Below are 21,978 nucleotides of genomic sequence, written 5' to 3' on the forward strand. Positions count from 1 at the left end.
CGACTGTCTGGGGCGTGAGAGTACAGCGGTCACACAGAGAAATCGCCTCCGACCGGTTCACCAGGTGAGGGGCATCGTGGGCGATGTTGCCCCAGTGGGGGGAACGCCGTACTTCTGCAGGGTGAAGGCCATGATGTCGTGGAACACGGGGGCGGCGAGACCACTTCCGCTGTTGTCGCCACCCTTGGGATCCTGCAGGGCCACATAGACCACGAAGCGCGGGGCGTCCGCCGGAGCGAAACCCGCGAACGACGCTGTGTAACCGCGGTAGCAACCGCAGTCGGAGTCCGCACGCTGCGCGGTCCCGGTCTTACCGGCGATGCGGTATCCGGGGATCGCCGCCTTCTTCGACAGCGCGTCCTCGCCCTGCACGACCTGCTCCATCATCTGGGCGACCGTGCTGGCCGCCTTGGCGCTCACGACCCGCGTCCGCTTGGGTGCGGGGTTCGGCGTCAGCTTCCCCTCGTCGTCGACGAAGCCCTTCACCAGGCTCGGCTCGACCCGTACACCGCCGTTGGCCACCGTCGCCACCGCCGAGGCCATCTGGATGGCGTTCACCGACAGGCCCTGGCCGAAGGAGATCGTCGCCCGTCGCAGGGAGTTCCAGTCCTTGGCGTCGGCGAGCAGCCCCTTGGCCTCACCCGGGAGGCCGATGCCCGTGGGCTGACCGATCCCGAACTTGCGCAGGTAGTCCTCCTGGAGCTGCATCGGCATCCGCTCGGCGGCCAGGATCGTTCCGACGTTGCTGGACTTCGCGAGCGCGCCGGCGAACGTCAGGTTGATCGTCCCGTGGTCCCAGTAGTCACCGATCCGCCGCCCGTCCCGGACGAGGCTACCCGGCACGCGGATCCTGGTCTCCGGCGTCACGTACCCCGCGTCGATCAGGGACGCGGCCGTGAGCACCTTCTCCACGCTCCCGGGCTCGTACATCTCCTGCAGGGGACGGTTGACGCGGTCGAACGCGGTGGACTTCGTGGGTGCGTTCGGGTTGAACGTCGGCGCCGTCGCGGCCGCGACCACCTCACCCGTCCGGGTGTCGATCACGATCGCGTCGCCGCTCCTGGACTTGGTACGCCGGACCTGTTCGGTGATCGCCTTCTGGGCGGCCCACTGAACGTCCCGGTTGATCGTGAGGCGGACGTTGGCGCCGGGCACGGGATCCTGCTCGGTGCTGTTGGCGAGCGGGATCTGCTGGCCGTTCAGGCCACGCTCGTAGACCATGTGGCCGTCCTTGCCGGCCAGCTTGTCGTCGAGCGCGTACTCCAGGCCGGACAGGCCCTTACCCTCCGACCCGACGAAGCCCACGATGTTGGCGGCCACCGCACCGGAGGGGTAGGTCCGGAGCGGGTCGGGCTCGGTCAGGACACCGCCGGAGAGGCCTTCGGTCCGAAGGGCCTCCCGCGCCTTCTTCCAGGTCGCCGCCGGGACCTTCCGGGCGAGGTAGACGAACCGGCTGTTCGGCGTCCGCAGCTTCGGCACCAGATCCGCGGAGTCGACCTTGAGCACGGGCGCGAGGGTCTCGGCGATCTGGACGGCGTTGGGCCGGGTGAGCTTCGGGTCAGCGGTCACCGCGAGGGTGTCCACCGTCGTCGCGAGCGGTACGCCGGCGGCGTCGGTGATCTCCCCCCGGGTCGCGTGCAGGGTGACCTTGCTGATGCGTTCCTGGACCGCCGCGTGGGCGTACTGGGCTCCGTCGAAACCCTGCAACTGCACCAGCCGGCCGGCGAAGACCGACATCACGAAAGCCACCACGATGAAGCCGACCCGCAGTCGACGGTCGGATCCACCGAGTCGGAACGTCCGTCCCGGCCGGCGGGGCGAGGGGCGGACCACCCGGGCCTCCCGGGCCGGTCGGGGACGCAGGCCGGCCAGTCCCGCGGGGTCCGGCGGACGCCGACGCGAGGCGCGTGGGGACGCCGACGCGGTGAGCTTGGATCGCGACGTACCTGAGCCGGACGTGGCGGACCGCGGCTTGCCGGCCCGGCCGCTGCCCGCCCGGCCCGCGGCCTGACGGTCGCCCGTGCCTCGCCGCGACGTCGGCTCACTCCCCCGCTCGCCGGCCTTGCGGGCGCGCGGCTCGGGTGGGTCGGTCCGGCGAGTGGGCGACGGCTTCTTGCGTGGCACCTGACGCCGCTCCCCGCCGGCGGCGTCTCCCTGTCCGGGGCGCTTCGGGGGGCCGGCCGCGGTCATGGCTGACCTCCCGCCGGCGCCTGGTCACCGGTCGGCGCCTGGTCACCGGTCGGCGCCTGGTCACCGGTCGGCGCCTGGTCACCGGTCGGCGTCTGGTCGCCCGACTGGCCGGTCTGCCCCGTGGGCGCGTCCGGCGCCTGGTCCTGGGTCTGTCCCGTGGGCTGTCCGGCCGTCTGGTCCGTCCCGGGCTGGTCCGTCCCAGGCTGGCCCGGCACCCCGGTGGTCGGCGGGACCTTCGGGGGCTTTGGCGTCTCCGGGGCCTTCGCGGGTACGGCGTCGCCGAGGACCGCGCCGTCGCTGAGCCGAAGGAACACCGGGTTGGTGTTGGGAACCATGCCGAGCTTTCCGGCGCGGTTGGCGAGGTTGTCCGGCGCCCGGAGCGCGGCGACGCGTTGCTCGAGGGCCGCCTGGCGTTCCTCCAGCATCGTCGTACGCGACTTCAGGTCGTGCATCGTGAACGCACCCTGCTGCACCGTGGTGTTGAGCAGCAGCAGTCCGATCAGGCCGGCGCTCAGGATCACCACGACCAGGATGACGAACGGAGCCCGGGACGGCTGCCCCTCCGGCCGTGGGACCACCCGCAGCCAGCGTTCTCGCGGCTTGACCTCCCGCTGCGGTTGCTGCCGCGTAAGACTCTCCAGGACGCTCATACAGCTCCCCCTCCGCTGGACGACAGGCGACCCTCACGAATCCGTTCCGCTGCTCTCATCCGCGCCGACTGCGCGCGTGGGTTCGACTCCACCTCCGCCGCCGTGGGCTTCTCGGCGCCGCGCGTGAGGAGTCGCAGCACCTCCTCGTGACCAGCTGGGACGACCGGTACGGCCGGCGGCACGTCGGGCTGCGCCAGGGCGCTCAACGTCCGCTTCACCAACCGGTCCTCGAGCGAGTGGTACGACAGGACCACCACCCGCCCGCCCACGGCCAGGCGGTCCACGGCGGCCGGCAGCGCCCCCTCCAGGGCCGCGAGCTCACCGTTGACCTCGATCCGCAGCGCCTGGAACGTGCGCTTGGCCGGATGTCCCCCCACCTGGCGGTTCGAGGCGGGGATCGCCGCGCGCAGCAGGTCGACCAGGCGCCCGCTCGTCGTCAGCGGCTGCCGGGTGCGTTCGCGTACGACGGCGTCGGCGATCCGCCTGGCGTAGCGCTCCTCGCCGTAGACCCGCAGGATCCGGGCCAGCTCCGCCGCCGGGTAGGTGTTGAGTACGTCCGCCGCCGTGGGTCCCTGCGTCGGGTCCATCCGCATGTCGAGCGGGGTGTCACGGCTGTAGGCGAAGCCGCGGGAGGGCTCGTCGAGCTGCAGGGAGGAGACACCGAGGTCGAAGAGAACGCCGCGCACCTGGTGGTGCCCGAGCCGGTCCAGGATCGTCGGCAGTTCGTCGTACACCGCGTGGACCAGGGTCGCGCGCTCACCGAACCTCGCCAGCCGCTCACCGGCGGCCGCGAGCGCCTGCGGGTCGCGGTCGAGTCCGACCAGCCTGGCCTCCGGACACGCGTCGAGCAGGGCCTCGGCATGACCACCGAGCCCGAGCGTGGTGTCGACGACGACGGAGCCGGGATCGGACAGGGCGGGAGCGAGCAGGGCGACGACGCGTTCGGCGAGGACCGAGACATGGATGGAGTCGTCGGCAGCAGCATTCATGGGTTCGCTCTCTCAGCCTGGAAGAACCAGCAGGGCCGAGAGCATGACGGACACCGCCGTGCAGGCCGCGAGGGTGAAGCCGATCACGGCGAGGCGCGCGGACAGTTCGGCGCGTAGCGGCGCGGGCCCACTCTCGACGGACAGGGGGCGTGGGGGTCCTGACGACAGGTGACCTCCGTGGTCACCGTCGTAGCCGTGAGCCGGTTGGTTCACGTCGACCCCTTACTGCATGTTCGTCGTCGTGCGGCCAGGTCCCCGCCCGCCCGCCGGGGAAACCGCCGTCTGGCGCCGGGGAAGGTGCGTCAGAAGGCGCGGAGAGCGGACTGGAGACCTCGCCGCACGACCACATCGCTCGGTGGAAGTTCCTACGGTCAGCCGGGCTGACCGGTTTGCTGCTTCGTCGGGGCCTGGGCCACGCGGGTCCGGGCCGGTTTCCCGGTCGATCTCTGGGCCGATCGGCCGGCGGGTCGCGTGTAGGTCGGAGGATCAGAGGATCCCCGGTAGCACCTCCTCGCTGAGTTCGGAGAACACCTGCTCCTGGGCACTGGAGTAACTGGCCCAGGCCTCGGCGTCCCAGATCTCCACCCGGTTCATCGCGCCGATGACGACACAGTCACGGTCGAGCCCGGCGTACTGCCGCAGCATCGGCGGCAACGTGATCCGCCCCTGCTTGTCTGGCTTCTCGTCCGACGCCCCGGCGAAGAGCATCCGCAGATAGTCACGGGCGGCCTTGTTGGTCACCGGCGCCTGGCGCATCTGTTCGGTCAGCCGACCGAACTCCTCCAGCGGCCAGACATAGAGACAACGCTCCTGCCCCCGCGTGACCACAAGCCCCTCCGCCAGCTCGTCCCGAAACTTCGCTGGGAGGAAGAGCCGCCCCTTCTCATCGAGGCGCGGGGTGTGGGTGCCGAGAAACGTGGCCGCCACCTCCCCGTGAAGCCCCCTGGGTGCCGCTCTCCACCACTGTCCGCCACTTTACCCCACATCCCTCCACCGTCAACCCATTCTTGCCCGAAGCGCTCCCTCGACCTTCTCGGTCACATGGACAACGCCGCAGGTCAGAGGGGGTGGAGCGAAAGGGAGCACAGCGGGGGGCCCGGTGGAGCGCCCTGGGGCGGCGGGGTCGGGTCCAGCACCGCCGAACGCCTCCGGCCCGGCCTCGGAGCGGTCCGACCCGAGGTCGTCAAGAGGTGGGCGACACCTGCTCGGGAATCCGTGGGGGAAAGTGGTGAGCCCCCTCGGCACGCCTCGTGGGAGCGAAACGTTTCCTGTCCGATGAACCGACTGCCGCAGGCGGACGAGTAATTTGTCACCGAACGAGGACGCCGCCCCGGCGTGCACGTACGGTCGTTGCTGACGATGTTTCACAGTCGGTCTTGCGCTCGGCTCGCGCTCGTCGTCATATGTGAGACACCCGGCCATCCCCTGCGGCGGTAAGGACGACATGATCTGGGACCCGTGTCCGCGTCTGGCGGGAGGACGCGACGCGGCCCTGGTCAGCTGTTGCGAACCACCATCCCGTGCACTGCTCGAACCTGAGAGACTCAGACCCAACACGCCGCTTCGGCAGCAGCGGCCCTGGTGGTGAGGGAGGCCATGGTGTCGACCGGCCCGACAACCGAGCCGACAAGGCGACCAGAGGAGCGGTGGGCTCCGGCGGCTGATTTTCCTTATCTCGCCCAGACGGCCGCCCGCGTGCGCGACGCCGTCCAGAGCGTGATTGAGGGCAAGGCCGACGTCGTCAGGGTCGCGCTGACAGTCCTGCTCGCGGAAGGTCACCTCCTCATCGAGGACGTGCCCGGCGTCGGCAAGACGATGCTCGCCAAGGCACTGGCGCGTTCGATCGACTGCACCGTCCGTCGCGTGCAGTTCACGCCGGACCTGCTCCCGAGCGATGTGACCGGCGTCTCTGTTTACAACCAGGAGACGCACGACTTCGAGTTCCGGCCGGGCGGCATCTTCGCCAACATCGTGGTCGGCGACGAGATCAACCGGGCATCGCCCAAGACCCAGTCCGCCCTCCTCGAGTGCATGGAGGAGCGCCAGGTCACCGTCGACGGCACGACGTACCCCCTCGAAGCGCCGTTCATGGTCATCGCGACGCAGAACCCCATCGAGATGGAGGGCACCTACCCGCTGCCGGAGGCGCAGCGCGACCGGTTCATGGCCCGGGTCTCGATGGGCTACCCGAGCGCGCAGGCCGAACTCGAGATGCTCGACAGCCACGGCGCCAGCTCGCCCCTGGACGACCTCGAGCCCGTCACCGACTCCCGCGAGGTCGCCAAGCTGGTCGACATCGTCCAGGGGGTTTACGTCGCACCCGCGGTGAAGGAGTACGCCATCGCCCTCGTCACCGCGACGCGACACTCACCCGACCTCCGCCTCGGCGCCTCGCCCCGCGCCACCCTGCACCTGATCCGCGCGGCGCGGGCGGCAGCGGCGCTCGACGACCGTGAGTACGTGCTCCCCGACGACCTGCAGGCGCTGGCCATCCCCGTCCTCGCCCACCGGCTGCTCCCCGCCGCCGAGGCGCAGATCGCACGTCGTACGGCAGAACAGGTCGTCGCCGACCTGGTCCGCACCGTGCCGGTACCCGACCCGCAGCGCCGCAACCGGTGACCCGGATGCGAGGGCGGCTCTCATCCCTCACCACCCGCGGCCGTGCATTCCTGGCCGCGGGTGTCGCCGCGGCGGTCTGCGCCCTCGCCCTCGGGCAGAAGGACCTGCTCAGGGTGGCGGTGTTCCTCGTCGCCCTCCCGATCGTCACCGCGCTCGTCGTCACCCGCACCCGCTACCGCATCGCGGCGTCCCGGTCCATCCACCCGGTGCGGGTGCCGGTCGGCCAGCCCGCCGTGGTGCGGCTGCGCCTGGAGAATGTCGGCCGCATGCCCACCGGCCTCCTTCTGCTCGAGGACCAGGTGCCCTACCTCCTCGGCACCAGGCCACGTTTCGTCCTCGACCGCATGTCCGCGCGCTGGCGGCGCGACGTCGAGTACCCGGTGCGGTCCGACGTCCGCGGACGTTTTCCGATCGGCCCACTGACACTGCGCGTCACCGACCCGTTCGGGCTCGTCGAACTCACCCGGTCCTTTCGGGCGCAGGACGCCCTGCTGGTCACGCCGGAGGTACACGCGCTCCCCTCGACCAGGGTGGGCGGGGAATGGGCGACGAGCGGCGAACACAGCTCACGCGCCGTCTCCGCCGACGGCGAGGAGGACGTCACTGTCCGCGAATACCGTGACGGTGACGACCTGCGCCGGGTGCACTGGCGGTCCAGCGCCCGCCGTGGAGAGTTGATGGTGCGGCGCGAGGAACAGCCCTGGCAGAGTCGGGCGACGCTGTTCCTCGACACCCGCCGGATCGGCCATCGTGGCAGCGGTCCGGCTTCTTCGTTCGAGTGGGCGGTGAGTGGCACCGCCTCGATCGGCGCCCACGTGTTGCGACGCGGGTTCTCCGTCCGGCTCGTGACCGACGCGGGCGCGGCGGTCACGGCGACGGCTCGCGAGTCCGGAGCGTCGGTCGACGCCGAGGGTCTGCTGCTCGACGCCCTCGCGGTCGTCGGACCCTCCTCCGTCGGACAGCTGACCCACGCTTCCCTGACCCTCTCCCACGATGGTTCGCACGGACTGCTCATCGCGGTGCTCGGCGTTCTCAGCCCGGCCGAGGCGCAGGCCCTGGTGCGGCTTCGCCAGCGCTCCACGACCGGCCTCGCCATCGTCCTCGACTCGCCGTCGTGGGCCATGAGCAAGGAGCGCTCCCCGCAGGAGATCGCCGACCAGCTCGCGGAGAGCGTCCAGATGCTGCGGCGTGGCGGGTGGAAGGTGGCCGTCGCCAAGGCGGGCGCCTCCGTTCCCTCCGTCTGGGCCCAGCTCATGCTCGGCGACGGAGCGGCCGGCGCGGCCGGGGGCACTCCGGTGGCGGCCGGAGCGGCACCGTCGGGCCGAGATCCGTCCGCCGACCTCAGCCCCGGCGCCGAGTCACCCAACGGCTTCGCCGCGTCGACGCGGCCCCCGGACACCAGCGCGTCCGTACCAGACGACGAGTTCCTTGGAGGTCGAGCCTCGTGAGCGGAGCACTGCGAAGGACCATCGCCGGGCTCCTCGCCACGTTCCTCGCCTCGCTCGCGCTGATCCCCGCCTACAACGGCCAGGAATGGTTGAGCTCGACCGCCCTGGTGATCCTCTTCACCGCGATCGTCGGCTTCACCCTGCGGCGACTCGGCACCCCACGGCTCCTGGTCCCGGTCGGGCAGTTGGCCGCCCTCGGCTGGGCCTTCGTCCTGGTCTACGCCAACCAGGACCTGCGGTTCGGCGTCCTGCCGAGCGGGGAGTCGGTGCAGGCGCTCATCGAGCGGATCAACGACGGTCTGCTCATCGTCGTGCGCTACGCCGCGCCAGTCCCCTACGACGCCGACCTCGTGATGGTCACCGCCCTCGGTATCGGCCTGGTGGCAATTGCCGTCGACACCCTCGCGGCGACGTTCCGGCTGACACCGTGGGCCGGACTGCCGCTGCTCCTGCTCTACAGCATCCCCGCCACGACGGTCTCCGGCGGAGTCTCCGCCCTCGCGTTCATCCCCGCCGCCGTCGGTTACGTCGTACTCCTCGTCAGCGAGGGACGAGACCGCCTCGGCCGCTGGGGTCGGGTCATCGGTATCGCCGACGACGTGGCCGGGCCGCAGGAGTCCCCCGGTACCTCCGTCGTCGGACAGACGGGCCGGCGGGTGAGCGCCGCGGTGATCGGTCTCGCGGTCGTCGTACCCGCCCTGCTGCCCGCACTGCCGGAGAGCGTCCTCGGCCAGGGCGAGGGCAACGGCATCGGCACCGCGGGACGCACGATCAAGGTGGACAACCCGATCGTCGACCTGAAACGCGACCTGAAGCTGCCGCAGGACGTGCCGGTCATGAGCTACCGCACGGACACCAACACGCCCGACTACATCAAGCTCGTGACCCTCGATGACTTCGACGGGGAGTACTGGCGGCCCTCTCCGCGCAGCGTCAGCAACGTCACGAGCTCCCGCTCGGACTTCGCCCGGCTGCCCAACCCGCCCGGACTCCAGCCGAACGTTCCTCGCACGCGGGTGACCTCGCAGTTCGAGGTGACCGACGCGCTGCAGTCACGCTGGCTGCCCACGCCGTATCCCGCCAGCGCGGTGAAGACACCGGTCGACTGGGGCTACGACCCCGAGACCCTCGACATCGTGATCCGTGGCCAGAGCTCGGCCGGCCTGGACTTCGACGTCACGAGCCTCGAGGTCGGACTCACCCCCACCGAGCTCCAGGCCGCCGGACCCGCGCCGGCCGCCGTCTTCGACCGCTACACCAAGCTGCCTCCAGACATTCCCCGCCAGGTGATCAGCCTCGCCCGGTCGGAAACGTCCAAGGCGACCAACGCCTACGACAAGGCCGTGGCGTTGCAGCGGTGGTTTCGCAACGACTTCATCTACGACCTCAACGTCCAGCCGGGCCACGGCGGGTCGGCCATGTTGGAGTTCCTCGCCGACAAGCGGGGCTACTGCGAGCAGTTCGCCGCCACGATGGCCATCATGGCGCGCTCCCTCGGCATCCCGGCCCGGGTCGGCGTCGGCTACATGCCGGGGACGCGACAGCCCGACGGTCGCTGGCTCGTCACCGCGCACGACTCGCACGCGTGGCCGGAGCTGTACTTCGCGGGCTACGGCTGGGTGCGCTTTGAGCCCACACCACAGTCCCAGACGGGTGTCGCACCGGCCTGGACGGTGCCGGACTCGACCACGCCGACCGTGCCGATACCCGACCAGCGTGACAACCCCCAGGACCCGCAGCAGAACCGCCAGCAGTCCTCGTCGCCGGCTCCGATCCCGGGCCAGATGGACCCGCTCGGTCCCGCCACCCAGACTCCGGTCGGCTCGGGCTTCAACCCCATCCCGTTCATCACCGTCGGCGTCATCCTGCTCCTCGCGCTGGTGCCGTGTCTGGTCCGGGTGGGCATCCGCAGAAGGCGGTTGTCGCAGCGTGATCCGGGTCGCCTGGTCGAAGCCGCCTGGCGCGAGCTGTCCGACGTGACGACCGACCTCGGCGTGAGCTGGGACAACGCGACGACTCCCCGGGCCGCCGGCGCGAGACTCGGCGCACGACTTCCGGAGTCGGCACAACCCGCTCTGCGGCAACTCGTCGACACCGTGGAGCGAAACCGTTACGCCCCCGACCCGGGCGACGTCACCGAGGTACACGCCTTCGTCGACACCGTGACCAAGGCCCTGCGTGCGCGTGCGTCACGTGCGCGGCGGATCCTCGCGTGGGTACTCCCGGCCTCGCTGTGGCGGCGGCTGCCCATGCTCTGGTCGCCGGTCGCGGACCTGCTCGACCGCGCCAACGGCGTGGGTCCGCGGCTGACCCAGCGGATGCGTCGGGAACGCGTCGCCGGCGGCCGCTGAAAACCACACGTCAGGGCCCTCGACCTCACGCGGTCGAGGGCCCTGTCGGTCTGTCGGCCAGCTCGTCGTTTCGGTCTGCCGGCCAGCTCGTCGACGGCTTACGCGAAGGACTTCAGCGGCCCCCGCTCATCGACATGCGTTCCTCGGAAGCGTCTCGGTGCGCGACGCCGTCCTGTCGTCCGCCCCTACCCGGTGCCCTACCAACCGCGCCAGGGGCCACCCAGGACCGCTGCGACGGGGAGGGAGTACGGGAGTGCGGTGCTCGTTCCACGCGGGTGCGTACGCCCGTCAGACAACGAACACCGCGGGTCACTCGGAACGAGGGACCCGCGGTCGTCGAACCACGAACGGTCGGGGGCGCGACCTAGAAGCCGGTCTCGCGCCGGCGCCGCCAGCGCTCTTCCATGCGCTGCATGAAGGTGCCGCTGGGTTTGGTCTTGTTTCTTGCTCTGGGCCGCGGACCCCCGCGCGCAGGGGTCCGGCCACGTAAGGGGACCACCTTGGGCGCTTCGCCGGCGGCTGGCATATGCCGCAAGCTGGTCGCGACGTAGTAAGCGGACACCAGCATGACGAGGAAACCGAGCACGCTGACGGCGATGTAGCCGCCGACGCTCTGCCCGGTCGTCATCATGATCGCGCCGCCGAGCATCATCACCATGCCCACAATGAACACGGCGGCGCCGATGACAGCGCGACGGCGCTGCCGGGTGCGCAGATCGACCCCCCGCAACGCCGAGGCCAGCTTCGGGTCCTCGGCGGCAAGGGCCCGCTCCATCTGCTCGAGCAGTCGCTGCTCGTGGTCGGAGAGAGGCACCTGACCTCCAACGGGACACTGCCGTGTTTCGATCTCTAAACGGCCTAGCTGCAGTCTAGGCAGGCTGGGAACGGCACGGTAGCCGACCTTGCACGTTCGACGTTACCGGCCTCCAAAAGTCGGCTGAGACGACCTCTGTCCGCATGGCAACGTTCGAAACGATGCTTCCCGAAAGACACCGTACCTGAGATTGCCGAGCAAGCCTCTCAGACGGTCAGGGATGACGGGCCAAGAGGTGAATCTGGGTCGACAGCGCACGAAACTTCGGATGCACCGATGCACGCGCTTCCAGGTCGAGTAGGGCGGCGGCGGCCCCAGGTTCGTCAGCCAGCGCCGATGGGACCAAATCGGCAAAAACGCGGACACCACGTTCGGCGACCACCACGAGCCCGACGTCTTCGGCCAACTGCCTGAGCTGCTCGGCCGTGAACCGGCGCGGGGTCTGGTCGGGGGCCGGAAGGCCCTCTGGCTCGTCCAACGCCGCACGCGCCTGGTCGAGGTGCCCGCCGAGCACCTTGGCCAGGACGGCCGCGTAGCGATTGGCCGCGACCAGACTGAGCGCGCCACCGGGGCGCAGCACGGCCGCCATCGCCTGCATCGCGACCAGCGGGTCGTCGACGACCTCCAGGACGCTGTGGCACAGGACGACGTCCGTCGAGGCCTCCCCCACGATCTCCCGCAGCCCCACGGCGTCGCCCTGGATCGCGCGAACGCGGTGGGTGACCTGCGCCTCGGCCGCCCGGCGTTCGAGGGCGGCCAGGGAGTCCGGGCTCGGGTCGACGACAGTCACCCGGTGCCCCAGCAGGGCGATGGGTACAGCGAGGTGACCGGTGCCGCCGCCGGCGTCGACGACCTCGAGAGCGGCATGCTCGGAAGCCGCCGCCTGGTCGTCGAGGGCTCCGCGCACCAGGCGCCAGAGCACCTCGCTGCGCACGGACCGTCGGTGTCCGCCCACCGCTCCACTCGTCGGCTCGTTGGACGAACCTCCGGGTGGACCTGCGGCGCTCAGGCTGCGCTCCGGCACGGACGGCCTCCTCAGGGCTGGTTGACGGGCCCAGCCTAGGGCGTGACCCGTGCCGGTGCCGGAAAGGCCGGTGCCAGTGCCGGCGGAGCCTTCGCCCGGCCCTCCCCCGGCGCGGTCGCCGACGTCAGGCGGCGGCGCCGGGGTCCCGGGAGCGCAGAGCGTCGTAACCGGGGTGGCCGTGCTCGCCCGGGTCACTGTGGTGCGGGAGGGCCTGTTGGTGAGGGAGCTCCAGCAGGGCTTCGACCACCACGAGGAAGCGGTCGGCGTCCCGCAGCAGGTCGTCGGCTTCGCGAACGGTCACCGCTCCGGACAGGCCGGCCTCAGCGGCGGCCCGCTTGCCCGCGCCCGCCGCGAAGAACGCCGACCACTCCCCAAGCTCTGGCGCCACCCGCGTCAGGAGGGTCCAGGCGTCGCGCTGCCCACGACGCGGCGACGGTCGCGCCCGCGCGGCGAGCACAGCTGCCGCGGTGCGGAGCGCGGCGACATGCGCTGCCGCGTAGCGTTCGGCAGGCGTTGCGGCCATCCGCGCCTCGGCGAGCGAGGCCCGAGCGCGCTCGAGAGACACGAAGACGCTCGGCCCGAGGGGCGCCTGGAACGACGTGCTCCGTTGTGTCCGCATGAGAAAGTCCTTCCGGTTGGCTCAGGGCACCTCGACCGGTGCCGGGACTGCGACGACCCGGGTGCGCTGGGCTCCCGCGGAAACCCCGGCCATGGTGGTGGCCATGGAACCGGCCGGGGAGCCGGCGACGTCGGCTTCGCCGACGCGCCAACGAGCATTCGCACCCGGCCAGCGGTGCCGCCCGCGCAGCGCCGGCCAACAGCTGCCCACCTCGACCCAGCAGGTGAAACCATCGCCCGCGAGCCAGAGCCGGGCGCGCCACTCCTCCCCCGGAGCGGCTGTGGCCGCCACCGCGGTGCCTCGACTCGATCGGCAGGTCATCGGATCACCTCGCTCGCCTTGTCTCAACCGTCCTGTGAACGAACTTCCCTCGATCGACCCGGGCGTCGGCGATGCCGCCGAGCCATGGCCGAGTCCTGATGCCGGACCGGGCGGGATGCCTTCCCCTGCCCCTGCGCATCCCGCCCGGAGCCCACGGCAATCCGGCGCGACAGGGACGAGCTGCCTCGCCAGACTGGCCACCCGAGGCGTGGGACCGGACCACCCCACTCGAGCGAGCCTCGAACATATGTTCGAGCTACGGGACAAGCTAGTCGAGCGACTCGCGGACGTCAACACACCCCGCCCCATGGCCACATGGACCGTTTTCGTGATCGCCGATCCGCGAAGGGCCACCCGCCAGCGAGGCTCCGACGTGGACGGAGCCCGGCCCGGTGCGAGCTCGCCGCGGACCGCCGCGACCAACCGCACGTCGCCCCGTACGCCGCCCCAGGCGGCGACTGGGACCACGGCGATCACGTCGTTCTCGATCACGCCTCCCAGTGTCTCGGCCACCACCGACACTCGACCGTGACGACGGTTCGGGGGGACGGTTCGGGGCGACGGTTCGGGACGAGGAGACGGAAGCCCGGCCGGCGAAGAGGCGGCAAGGAGAAGGCATGGCCAGAAGGCGCTCCGAGCGACCAACCGTCGACCGTTGGTGATTTTCTGTGACGATTACGCCACCCATCGTGTCTAAGTTGCGGCATGATGCGGTTTGTGAAGCCCACCGACGGGTCCCCCAGCACGGGCTACCGCGGTGTGTTCCGAGACCGGGAGTTCACCGGGCTCTTCGTCGCGGACGTCCTGTCGCGCACCGGCAGCCAGCTCGGGAGGTTCGCCCTCGCGGCCCTCGTCTACGACCAGACCAACTCTCCGGCCCTCGCGGCCGCGACCTTCGCGGTCTCCTACCTGCCCGGCGTCCTGGGAGGACCGTTCCTCTCCACGCTGGCCGACCGCCTACCTCGCCGCCAGCTGCTGATCGCCTGTGACATCGCCCGCGGGGTTCTCACCGCGGCCATCGCGCTCGGGCACCCACGGGTCGAGGTCGCCCTCGGCCTGCTGCTCCTAGTGGAGTTCTTCCGGGTGCCGTTCGGCGCCGCGCGGATGGCGATCCTCGCCGACGTCCTGCCCGGCGACCGGTTCGCGGCCGGCAACGCACTGGTCGCCACCAGCCAGCAGGTCGTCCAGGTCGCCGGGTTCGTCGTGGGTGGCTTCGTCGTCGCCTCCGTCGGGGCGCAGCCCTCGCTTCTCCTGAACGCCGTGACGTACGCACTCTCCGCCGCGTTGCTCGTGACGTTCGTCGTTCGCCGACCGGCGCCCGCGAAGACCGGTGGCCACCGGCCCCACCTCATCCGGGACACGTGGGAGGGACTCCGCGTCGTCCGCGACACCGACCGGCTGCCGACGCTGCTCTGGTTGTTGTTCCTCGGGCCGACCGTCCTCGCCACCGCGGAAGGGCTCGCCATCCCGCTGGCCGAGGATCTCGGACTCGGTCACCAAGCCGCGGGGGTGTTCCTGGCCGCGGCCCCGCTCGGCAGTGCGGTCGGCCTCCTCGTCGTCGGCCGGATGTCGGAGCACCGCCGGGAGCGCATCCTCATCCCGTTCTCGGTCGGCGTCGGCGTCTGCGTCGCCGCCGTGGGCCTCGCGCCGGTCCCCATGCTGGTGATCGCGGAGCTGGTCCTGGCCGGTGTGGCGATGGGGCACGTCGCCCATCTGCAGGCCACGATCGTCGGGGTGGTCGCCCAGGAGGCGCGCGGTCGGGTGATCGGGTTCGCCAACACCCTCCTCCAGGTCGGCCAGGCTCTCGCGCTGCTCCTGGCCGGCGTGGTCGCCGAGGCCGCCTCGATCCGGACGGTCCTCGTCTGCTCGGGCGTGGCCGCCAGCGTCGCCGTGTGCGCGGTCGCCTGGCTCGGATCTCCCCACGGCCGGCGTGGGAGGCGTTCTCGATCGCACGGGGAGCGACAGTCCGGAGCTCCGGCCTCGTCCCGGCCGAAACCGGGCCCCGTCAGCACGGAGTCGCCGACGTCCGGGCAGTCGCTCGTCCGGGACGCTGGGCCGGTCGAGACGCAGGAGGGGCGGGAACCGACACGCGCGGAGCCGCGTACCGAACGACCTTCGCCGCGGCGTACCGGCCGGCCCACTTCGGCGAGGAGACGGCGATCAACCCGCCACACCGCGGAGTCGGACGGATCGGGTCGGCGTACGGCCATCGGCTGATCATCGACCGGGCAGCGACTGATCGACGACCGATCAGCGCAAGGGGCCCGAGAATCGAATGAACGCCGCTCGGGTGGGCCCCACCCCCGTGGGGGCCCACCCGGACCGGCGTTGCTCCACGACGGCACGTCCGGGCCAGGACTACCGTCGCGGTCTGGCGTCCACCGGCTGGCCAGGCCGCGAACGCGATGAAGAAATCCTGGCCCGTGAGGGGCCGGCCGAGCATCCGGCGTCCTACTCATTCCCAGCTAGGTACCCGTGACTCCTCGCGACCGGGACTTCCTGAGCACCTGGAACACCTACCGTGCGACACCACTCAAGGCGCTCCGGCGAACCGGGCCGGGCCGGTTGCCGTACGACCCGGTGGGCGACACTGACACCCGAGAGGAAGCACGGCGCGACCCGACCGAGAGGAGGCCGGAGTGGATCTTCTTCCGCTGGTCTTCACGAGTGGTTGGGCGAGCGGGGTCAACGCCTACGCGACCGTCCTGCTGCTCGGTCTCCTCGGCCGGTTCGGCGGCATCGACGGCATGCCGGCCGCCCTGCAGCGCACCGACGTCCTGATCGCCGCCGGCGGGTTGTTCGCGCTGGAGTTCGTGGCCGACAAGATCCCCTACGTCGACTCCGGTTGGGACGCCATCTCCACCGCGATCCGGCCAACGGTCGGAGCGATCCTCGGCCTGCTGCTCGCGGGCGATGCCTCCAGCCTCGAGCAGGCCCTGTCGGCGACCATCGCGGGGACGACCGCCCTGGGAAGTCACGCCGTCAAGTCCGGGCTGCGCCTCGCCGTCAACACCTCACCGGAGCCCGCGAGCAACATCGTCGTCAGCCTCGCGGAGGACTTCTCGGTGGCCGGCGCCGTGACGCTCGCGGTGCTCCAGCCGTGGACGGCGTTCGGCATCGCGGCGGGGCTCCTCGGCGGCGGCGCCCTCCTCACCCTGCTGCTGACCCGCCGGGTCCGACGCGGGTATCGCCGTTGGCGGGAACGCCGCCACCAGGCACTCGAGCAGCCCTGACGGCTCCGGACCCACGGGAACGCTAGGCTCCAGCGGTTGTGGCGCGGGTGGTGGTGGTCGGTGGTGGACTCGGCGGGCTCGCGGCGGCGGCCCGCCTCGCGAAGCTTGGCCACGACGTCAGCCTCTACGAGTCGTCACCGCACCTCGGCGGAGCCGTCCGCGACGTGACCCAGGACGGGTTCCGCTGGGACGCGGGACCCGCCGCCATGACCCTGCCCGCCACGGTCCGCGACCTGTTCCGCAAGTCCGGCCGTCCACTCGAACGCGTCCTCGACCTCACGCCGGTGACCAGTCCGCGCCGCCACGTCTTCGCCGACGGCACGGTGCTCGACCTCCCGGTGGCGAGCCGGGCCGGTCAGCGGCAGGCCCTGGAGGAGCACCTCGGACCCGCCGCGGCGGCCTCCTGGGAGGCCACCGTCGACGGCCTCACCCAGACCTGGGAGCTGCTGCGAACCCAGGCGTTGGAGGTGCCGTTCGGCGGCGCCCGCGATCTCGGCATCGGCGGGCTGCGGGCGCTCGGCCTCCCGCGCTCGCTGCGCTCCTTCGGCCGGGCGCGGCTGTCCGATCCGCGTGCCGTGCAGATCCTGGAGTACGCCGCGTTGCCGGAGGGTTCCGACCCGGCGCGGGCGCCGGCCTTCACCGCGGTGGCGGCCTACGTCGAACGCACCTTCGGCCTGTGGAGCTGCCCGGGCGGCTTCGCCGGGCTGGCCCGGGCTCTCGGTACGAGACTCGCCGAACGCGGCGTCGCGGTGCGGCTCGGCGCGGAGGTCGTCGAGGTGACCACCGAGGTGGACAGGGTCACCGGCGTCCGACTCGCGAACGGCGAGGAGGTGGCGGCGGACGTCGTCGTCACCGACGTCGACCTCCGCGCCCTTACCGACACGCTGCTGCCCCGCCCTCCCGGGCCGCTGCGGAAGCAGACACGCCGGATCCGGCTCGCGCCCGCGGCCTTCCCCGTCCTGCTGGGGCTACGGGACTCCGGAGGCGACCCGATGCCGGCCGAGACGGTCCTGCACGGGTCGCCCGGGTCCGGCGACCCGGCCCTGGTCGTCCGAGCACCCGAGGACCCCTCGGCCGCACCGGCCGGTCACCGCGCGGTGACCGTGAGCGTGCGGGGCGACCTCGGCGGACGCGACCCTGTCGAGGTGCTCGCCGGACGTGGCCTGGACCTACGCAGCCGGATCACCGTCCGGGTCGAGGGTCCGGCAACGTCGTACGGTCCCCGCTGGCGAGGCGCGTGGCGCGGTCTCGGCGTCCCCACGAACCGGACCGCGGTGCGTGGGTTGTTCGTGGTGGGGGCGACGGCACATCCGGGGCCGGGCGTGCCGTACGTCTTCCTCGGTGCCGCCGCGGTCGCCGAGCAGGTCGGCAAGGCCTAGCGCGGACGGCGAACCGCCTGGCGAGCCGGACGCTAGGAGACGCCCCGGGACCGCGGAGCCCCCGCCACGTTGGCGTAGATCTCCCGCGTCGCGGTCGACCGGTTGAGGGTGTAGAAGTGCAGGCCCGGTGCTCCCCCGGCCAGCAGCTTGAGACACAGGTCGGTGGCCACCTCGACCCCGATCGCGCGGACGGCGGCCGGGTCGTCCTCGACCGCCATCAGCCGGTCGGCCAGGTCGGTCGGGAAAGCCGCGCCCGACAGGGCGGCGAACCGCTGGATCTGCTTGACGTTGGTGACCGGCATGATGCCCGGGATGATCGGGATCTCGCAGGCGAACCGGTCGGCGCGTTCGAGCAGCGCGAAGTAGTCGTCGGCGTCGAAGAAGAACTGCGTCACGGCGAAGTCGGCGCCCGAGGTGGCCTTGCGGGCCAGGAACTCCGCGTCCGCGTCCAGGCTGACCGCCTCCGGATGTCCCTCCGGGAACGCCGCGACGCCGACGCAGAAGTCGCCGAGTTCGCGGACCAGGGAGACCAGCTCGTCGGCATGGTCGAAGCCCTCCGGGTGCCGGACCCACGGCATCCCGGGACCCCCTTCGGGGTCACCGCGCAGCGCCAGGATGTTGCGAACGCCGGCGTCGGCGTAGGCGCCGATCACCGAACGGAGTTCGGCCCGTGAGTGCCCCACGCAGGTGAGGTGGGCGACGGGGGTCAGGGTCGTGTCGGCGGCGATCCGGCCGATGATCCGGACCGTGCGGTCGCGGGTGGAGCCTCCGGCGCCGTAGGTCACCGAGACGAACGTTGGCGCCAACGGCTCCAGCTCGCGGATCGCCCGCCACAGCTGGACCTCGCCCTGGTCGGTCTTGGGCGGGAAGAACTCGAACGAATAGGAAAGATCGCCCCCTGAGAGCAGCTCACGGATCGTCGTGGACGCGCGGGGACTGGTGGACGGCGGTCCAAGAGCCATGCGCCCAGGCTATCGGTCCGGGATGTGGCCCCGTCTAGGCTGACGCGCGTGCAGGAAAAGACGCACACGCATCGTGAGGACCCCGAGCCCGCCGTACCCGGTCTGGATCTCCCCGGACTGCGGACCGACGTCGACCGGGCGTTGGAGGACTTCCTCCGGCAGCGGGCCACCGAGCTGGCGACCATCGACGAGGACCTCGTGGTCCAGCTCGACTTCGTGGTCGACCTGATCTCCGGGGGCAAGCGGCTGCGGCCCGCGTTCGCCTACTGGGGCTGGCGGGGTGCCGGCGGTGAGCCCGACGACACGCGCATGATCGTGGCCGCCGCCGCGCTGGAGCTGCTCCAGGCCGCGGCGCTCGTCCACGACGACGTGATGGACGACTCCGACACCCGTCGCGGCCGGCCGGCCGTCCACAAGCGGTTCGCGACGTTACACGGCGAACGGGGCTGGGAAGGGCCGGCGGAGCGGTTCGGGCTCGGCGGCGCGCTGCTGCTCGGTGACCTGTGCCTGTGCTGGTCCGACGAGATGCTCCGCGGTTGCGGGCTGCCGCCGGACCGCCTGCTTCCGGCGTTCGGCTACTTCGACACGATGCGCACCGAGGTGATGGCGGGGCAGTACCTCGACCTGGTGACCCAGGCGTCCGGGAGCACCTCGCTGCCGCGCGCGATGCGGGTGGTGAGGTACAAGAGCGCGAAGTACACCGTCGAACGCCCACTGCACCTCGGTGGGGCGCTCGCCGGTGCCAGACCAGACCTGCTCTCGGCGTACTCCGCCTACGGTCTGCCTCTCGGTGAGGCGTTCCAGCTACGCGACGACATCCTCGGCGTCTTCGGTGACCCGACGGTGACCGGCAAGCCCGCCGGTGACGACCTGCGGGAGGGCAAGCGGACGGTGCTCGCCGCCGAGGCGCTGGAGGCCGCCACACCCGCGCAGGTACGCAGGTTCGAACGGTGGTTCGGCGACCCCGCCACCGGCTCCCAGGGCGTGGCCGAGCTACGCGAGATCATCGTCGCCTCCGGCGCGCTGGCGGCCGTCGAACGCATGATCTCCGACCTCACCGCGCAGGCGTCGCAGGCCCTGGCCCGGGCACCCCTCGCTGACGAGGGCGCTCGGGACGCGCTCGCGCGTCTGGCCCGCGCCGCCACCGACCGGACCGGCTGAGACCGGGCGCCGCCGCCCAGGCTGTCCTAGTCGAACGTCGGAACGTCGAGTTCGGGTCCTGTTCCGGCGAGGATCACGACGAAGGTGCTCGCCTCGACGTCCGCCGCACGGGCGGCGAACGCCTCCAGCGCCATGGCCGTCGCCTGGGGGTTGAGCGCGGCCAACCCGGCCCACCCCTCCCACCAGACGAGCACGCCGTCGTCGTCGTGGACGTCGGAGAGGGAGTCGGCGAAGACGTCGAAGTTCCGTCCGTAGTAGGCCGGGAAACCGAACGTCTTCGCGACCGCGTCGAGCAGGCCCGCCTTGTCGACGACCGTGGTGGTGTCCATGGCGACGAAGCGCCAGGAGGCGTCCTCCACCACCGCCTTCACCTTCCCGGCGATCGGCGCCGAGAGCCACTGGTAGACACCCGGTGTGCGTTCACCGGCGAGCAGCATGTCGAGCTGCGACATCGCCGACTCCTTTCGAGCGTTCCGGGCCGAGGAAGCGGCGCGGGCACGATCGACCCACCCGCCTCTCGGTCCCGATCCGCGGCAGGCCGGGGCTGGTCCTTCGCAGGGCCCGGCCGTGTCGGGGGTGTGTTCGTGTGGCGCCTACCGGGGCAGGTCCGGGGACGTGGCCGGACCTGTCCTAGAAGGCGAGCACCTGGGCCTGCCGGCGTACTTCCTTGATGCGGTTGCCGACCAGCGCGTCGATCGGCGTGGTCTCCAGACCGTCGTCGGGCATGAACAGCCAGCGGACCGCCTCGACCGGCCCGAAGCCGGCGTCGTGGAGGACGGTGATGGTGCCGGTGAGTCCCTTGAGCACCCGGTCCTCGGTGAGGAACGCGGCCGGGACGTGCGGAGCGCCCCGCTCACCGTGGGGTACGGCGAGAAGCTCTCCCTCACGCAGCAGCTGGCGAACCCGGCTGACGTTGACCCCGAGGCGTTCGGCCACCTCGGGCACCGTCAGCCACTCCGGTACGAGGGCATCGAGGTCAGTCGGCATCGTCGGCGTTGTTGGTTCGTTCTTGCTCACTCTGCAGAGCCTGCCACGGACATCTTCACGCTAACCGTTGGGTTCGCGAGGAGTACGGGGTCGATCACGGCGCCGGAGTCCGCCAAGCGGCGGCCCTGAACGAAGTCACGCGGTTGATCGACCGCCAACAGCGCCGCGATCCGGTTGTCGAGCGTGAGCGAGAACACAGACCAGCGGGCGTCAGCGGAGGGGTCGCCGCGCCAGACCCACCGCGCCCCGGCGGCCGAGAGCCCGGCGTACTGGACCATCCGCCCGAACTGCTCACTCCAGACGTACGGCACCGGGTCGTAGGTCGCGTCCCCGCCGGCCAGGTTGGTGGCGGCGACGAGGGGTCCTCTCAGCGCGTCGTCCCAGTGCTCGCCCCGGATCCGGGCGTCGTACCGGGGAGACCAGCGCGCGGCGACGTCACCGACGGCGAGGACGCCGGGCAGGCTCGCACGCAGATCCGCTCCGACGGCGACACCGCCCGCGAGGTCGAGCCCCGAACCGGTGAGCCAGCCGGTCGCCGGGCGGACTCCCACCCCGACGACCACGACGTCGGCGGCGAGCCGGCGCCCGTCGGCGAGATCGACCGCGTCCGGATGGACGGCGGCGACCCGCTCGCCGAGGAGCAGCTCCGCTCCCGCCTCGGCATACCAGGGCGCGAGGTGCCGGGCGACCTCGGGTGGAAGGGCGTGGGAGACGGGGGTCGAGGCCTGTTCGACCACCGTCACCCGGCAGCCGTGCCCGCGCGCCGCGGTGGCGACCTCCGCTCCAATCCAGCCCGCGCCGACGATCACGACGGACGCGTCGGGTACCAGCGCGGCGCGAAGAGCGAGGGCGTCGTCGCGCGTTCGCAGGTAGCGGGCGCCCTCGCCGGGGAGGCGGACGGGTTCGGCGCCGGTGGCGAGGATCAGGCCGTCGTATCCGAGGTCGCCGGCGTCGGTCTCGAGCGTGCCCTCGCGCAGGCCGGTCGCACGGACGGCGGCGCGGAAGTCGACCTTGAGACCGGCGGGATCGAACGGCAGTGACGAACCGTCGCTCTTCCCCACCAGGATGGCCTTCGACAGCGGCGGCCGGTCGTAGGGCGCGTACGGCTCGGCTCCCAGCATGGTCAGCTCGCCTGCGTAACCCAGGTCCCGCAGGGCGATGACCGTCCGCAGGCCGGCCAGGCCGGCACCCACCACGACAACTCGTTCCACGACTCGCACCCTAGACCGTG

At 71.5% G+C, this 21,978-nt stretch carries 20 protein-coding genes; 7 read left to right on the forward strand and 13 right to left on the reverse strand.

The window, feature by feature from the left end:
• Nucleotides 1–57: 57 nt before the first annotated feature.
• The 5 genes from HEB94_RS36980 to mraZ all read right to left on the reverse strand — a co-directional run bounded on the left by HEB94_RS36980 (nucleotide 58) and on the right by mraZ (nucleotide 4,756).
• Complete coding sequence (locus HEB94_RS36980; protein ID WP_238361733.1) at nucleotides 58–2,190, reverse strand: peptidoglycan D,D-transpeptidase FtsI family protein; 2,133 nt, start codon at nucleotides 2,188–2,190, stop codon at nucleotides 58–60.
• Entirely contained in the window at nucleotides 2,187–2,840 is a 654-nt protein-coding gene (ftsL, locus tag HEB94_RS36985) for a cell division protein FtsL (protein WP_192754147.1), read from the reverse strand. The genes HEB94_RS36980 and ftsL overlap by 4 nt, the downstream gene beginning before the upstream one ends.
• On the reverse strand, nucleotides 2,837–3,829 hold the full coding sequence (gene rsmH, locus HEB94_RS36990) for a 16S rRNA (cytosine(1402)-N(4))-methyltransferase RsmH (RefSeq protein WP_192754148.1): 993 nt from the start codon (nucleotides 3,827–3,829) through the stop codon (nucleotides 2,837–2,839). Before rsmH ends, ftsL begins: the two co-directional genes overlap by 4 nt.
• A gap of 12 nt (nucleotides 3,830–3,841) precedes the next feature.
• Nucleotides 3,842–4,042, reverse strand: a complete 201-nt coding sequence (locus HEB94_RS36995; RefSeq protein WP_192754149.1) for a hypothetical protein — start codon at nucleotides 4,040–4,042, stop codon at nucleotides 3,842–3,844.
• A 273-nt stretch (nucleotides 4,043–4,315) separates the two neighbouring features.
• Nucleotides 4,316–4,756, reverse strand: a complete 441-nt coding sequence (gene mraZ / locus HEB94_RS37000; protein WP_192754150.1) for a division/cell wall cluster transcriptional repressor MraZ — start codon at nucleotides 4,754–4,756, stop codon at nucleotides 4,316–4,318.
• A gap of 669 nt (nucleotides 4,757–5,425) precedes the next feature.
• Between mraZ and HEB94_RS37005 the strand changes: the two genes are divergently transcribed.
• Genes HEB94_RS37005 through HEB94_RS37015 form a run of 3 tightly spaced genes read left to right on the forward strand, consistent with a single transcriptional unit; the run spans nucleotide 5,426 to nucleotide 10,247 of the window.
• Nucleotides 5,426–6,448, forward strand: a complete 1,023-nt coding sequence (locus HEB94_RS37005) for an AAA family ATPase (protein ID WP_202896755.1) — start codon at nucleotides 5,426–5,428, stop codon at nucleotides 6,446–6,448.
• 5 nt (nucleotides 6,449–6,453) lie between these two features.
• Nucleotides 6,454–7,896 (forward strand): DUF58 domain-containing protein, encoded by a 1,443-nt coding sequence (locus HEB94_RS37010; protein ID WP_192754151.1) that lies wholly within the window; start codon nucleotides 6,454–6,456, stop codon nucleotides 7,894–7,896.
• On the forward strand, nucleotides 7,893–10,247 hold the full coding sequence (locus HEB94_RS37015) for a transglutaminaseTgpA domain-containing protein (protein WP_192754152.1): 2,355 nt from the start codon (nucleotides 7,893–7,895) through the stop codon (nucleotides 10,245–10,247). The genes HEB94_RS37010 and HEB94_RS37015 overlap by 4 nt, the downstream gene beginning before the upstream one ends.
• A gap of 364 nt (nucleotides 10,248–10,611) precedes the next feature.
• Here the strand turns inward: HEB94_RS37015 and HEB94_RS37020 are convergent, their stop codons facing one another.
• The 4 genes from HEB94_RS37020 to HEB94_RS37035 form a co-directional block, all read right to left on the reverse strand.
• The gene (locus HEB94_RS37020) at nucleotides 10,612–11,061 is read right to left on the reverse strand and encodes a DUF3040 domain-containing protein (RefSeq protein ID WP_192754153.1); all 450 of its coding nucleotides are present in this window, start codon (nucleotides 11,059–11,061) and stop codon (nucleotides 10,612–10,614) included.
• A 214-nt stretch (nucleotides 11,062–11,275) separates the two neighbouring features.
• The gene (locus tag HEB94_RS37025; RefSeq protein ID WP_192754154.1) at nucleotides 11,276–12,085 is read right to left on the reverse strand and encodes a methyltransferase domain-containing protein; all 810 of its coding nucleotides are present in this window, start codon (nucleotides 12,083–12,085) and stop codon (nucleotides 11,276–11,278) included.
• A 124-nt stretch (nucleotides 12,086–12,209) separates the two neighbouring features.
• The gene (locus tag HEB94_RS37030; protein ID WP_192754155.1) at nucleotides 12,210–12,704 is read right to left on the reverse strand and encodes an SAV_6107 family HEPN domain-containing protein; all 495 of its coding nucleotides are present in this window, start codon (nucleotides 12,702–12,704) and stop codon (nucleotides 12,210–12,212) included.
• Nucleotides 12,705–12,725: 21 nt separating this feature from the next.
• Nucleotides 12,726–13,025 carry a hypothetical protein gene (locus HEB94_RS37035; protein WP_192754156.1) on the reverse strand — a complete coding sequence of 100 codons (300 nt, stop codon included), beginning with the start codon at nucleotides 13,023–13,025 and terminating at the stop codon, nucleotides 12,726–12,728.
• Nucleotides 13,026–13,742: 717 nt separating this feature from the next.
• Between HEB94_RS37035 and HEB94_RS37040 the strand changes: the two genes are divergently transcribed.
• The 3 genes from HEB94_RS37040 to HEB94_RS37050 all read left to right on the forward strand — a co-directional run bounded on the left by HEB94_RS37040 (nucleotide 13,743) and on the right by HEB94_RS37050 (nucleotide 17,637).
• Nucleotides 13,743–15,242 carry an MFS transporter gene (locus HEB94_RS37040; protein WP_192754157.1) on the forward strand — a complete coding sequence of 500 codons (1,500 nt, stop codon included), beginning with the start codon at nucleotides 13,743–13,745 and terminating at the stop codon, nucleotides 15,240–15,242.
• 422 nt (nucleotides 15,243–15,664) lie between these two features.
• Nucleotides 15,665–16,258, forward strand: a complete 594-nt coding sequence (locus HEB94_RS37045; protein ID WP_192754158.1) for a DUF4126 family protein — start codon at nucleotides 15,665–15,667, stop codon at nucleotides 16,256–16,258.
• Nucleotides 16,259–16,296: 38 nt separating this feature from the next.
• Complete coding sequence (locus HEB94_RS37050; protein WP_192754159.1) at nucleotides 16,297–17,637, forward strand: FAD-dependent oxidoreductase; 1,341 nt, start codon at nucleotides 16,297–16,299, stop codon at nucleotides 17,635–17,637.
• A 32-nt stretch (nucleotides 17,638–17,669) separates the two neighbouring features.
• Here the strand turns inward: HEB94_RS37050 and metF are convergent, their stop codons facing one another.
• On the reverse strand, nucleotides 17,670–18,599 hold the full coding sequence (gene metF, locus HEB94_RS37055) for a methylenetetrahydrofolate reductase [NAD(P)H] (protein ID WP_192754160.1): 930 nt from the start codon (nucleotides 18,597–18,599) through the stop codon (nucleotides 17,670–17,672).
• 48 nt (nucleotides 18,600–18,647) lie between these two features.
• Here metF and HEB94_RS37060 point away from each other — a divergent pair, with 48 nt between their 5' ends.
• Nucleotides 18,648–19,760, forward strand: a complete 1,113-nt coding sequence (locus HEB94_RS37060; protein ID WP_337918177.1) for a polyprenyl synthetase family protein — start codon at nucleotides 18,648–18,650, stop codon at nucleotides 19,758–19,760.
• 26 nt (nucleotides 19,761–19,786) lie between these two features.
• Here the strand turns inward: HEB94_RS37060 and HEB94_RS37065 are convergent, their stop codons facing one another.
• The 3 genes from HEB94_RS37065 to HEB94_RS53880 all read right to left on the reverse strand — a co-directional run bounded on the left by HEB94_RS37065 (nucleotide 19,787) and on the right by HEB94_RS53880 (nucleotide 21,958).
• Nucleotides 19,787–20,212: a barstar family protein gene (locus HEB94_RS37065; protein ID WP_192754161.1), complete on the reverse strand. Its 426-nt coding sequence runs from the start codon at nucleotides 20,210–20,212 to the stop codon at nucleotides 19,787–19,789.
• Between the two features lie 178 nt (nucleotides 20,213–20,390).
• Nucleotides 20,391–20,777: an Rv2175c family DNA-binding protein gene (locus tag HEB94_RS37070; protein WP_337918178.1), complete on the reverse strand. Its 387-nt coding sequence runs from the start codon at nucleotides 20,775–20,777 to the stop codon at nucleotides 20,391–20,393.
• The gene (locus tag HEB94_RS53880) at nucleotides 20,774–21,958 is read right to left on the reverse strand and encodes an FAD-dependent oxidoreductase (RefSeq protein ID WP_192754162.1); all 1,185 of its coding nucleotides are present in this window, start codon (nucleotides 21,956–21,958) and stop codon (nucleotides 20,774–20,776) included. The genes HEB94_RS37070 and HEB94_RS53880 overlap by 4 nt, the downstream gene beginning before the upstream one ends.
• Between the last annotated feature and the right edge of the window lie 20 nt (nucleotides 21,959–21,978).

The sequence above is a fragment of the Actinopolymorpha pittospori genome, from assembly GCF_014873875.1.
Lineage (GTDB): Bacteria > Actinomycetota > Actinomycetes > Propionibacteriales > Actinopolymorphaceae > Actinopolymorpha > Actinopolymorpha pittospori.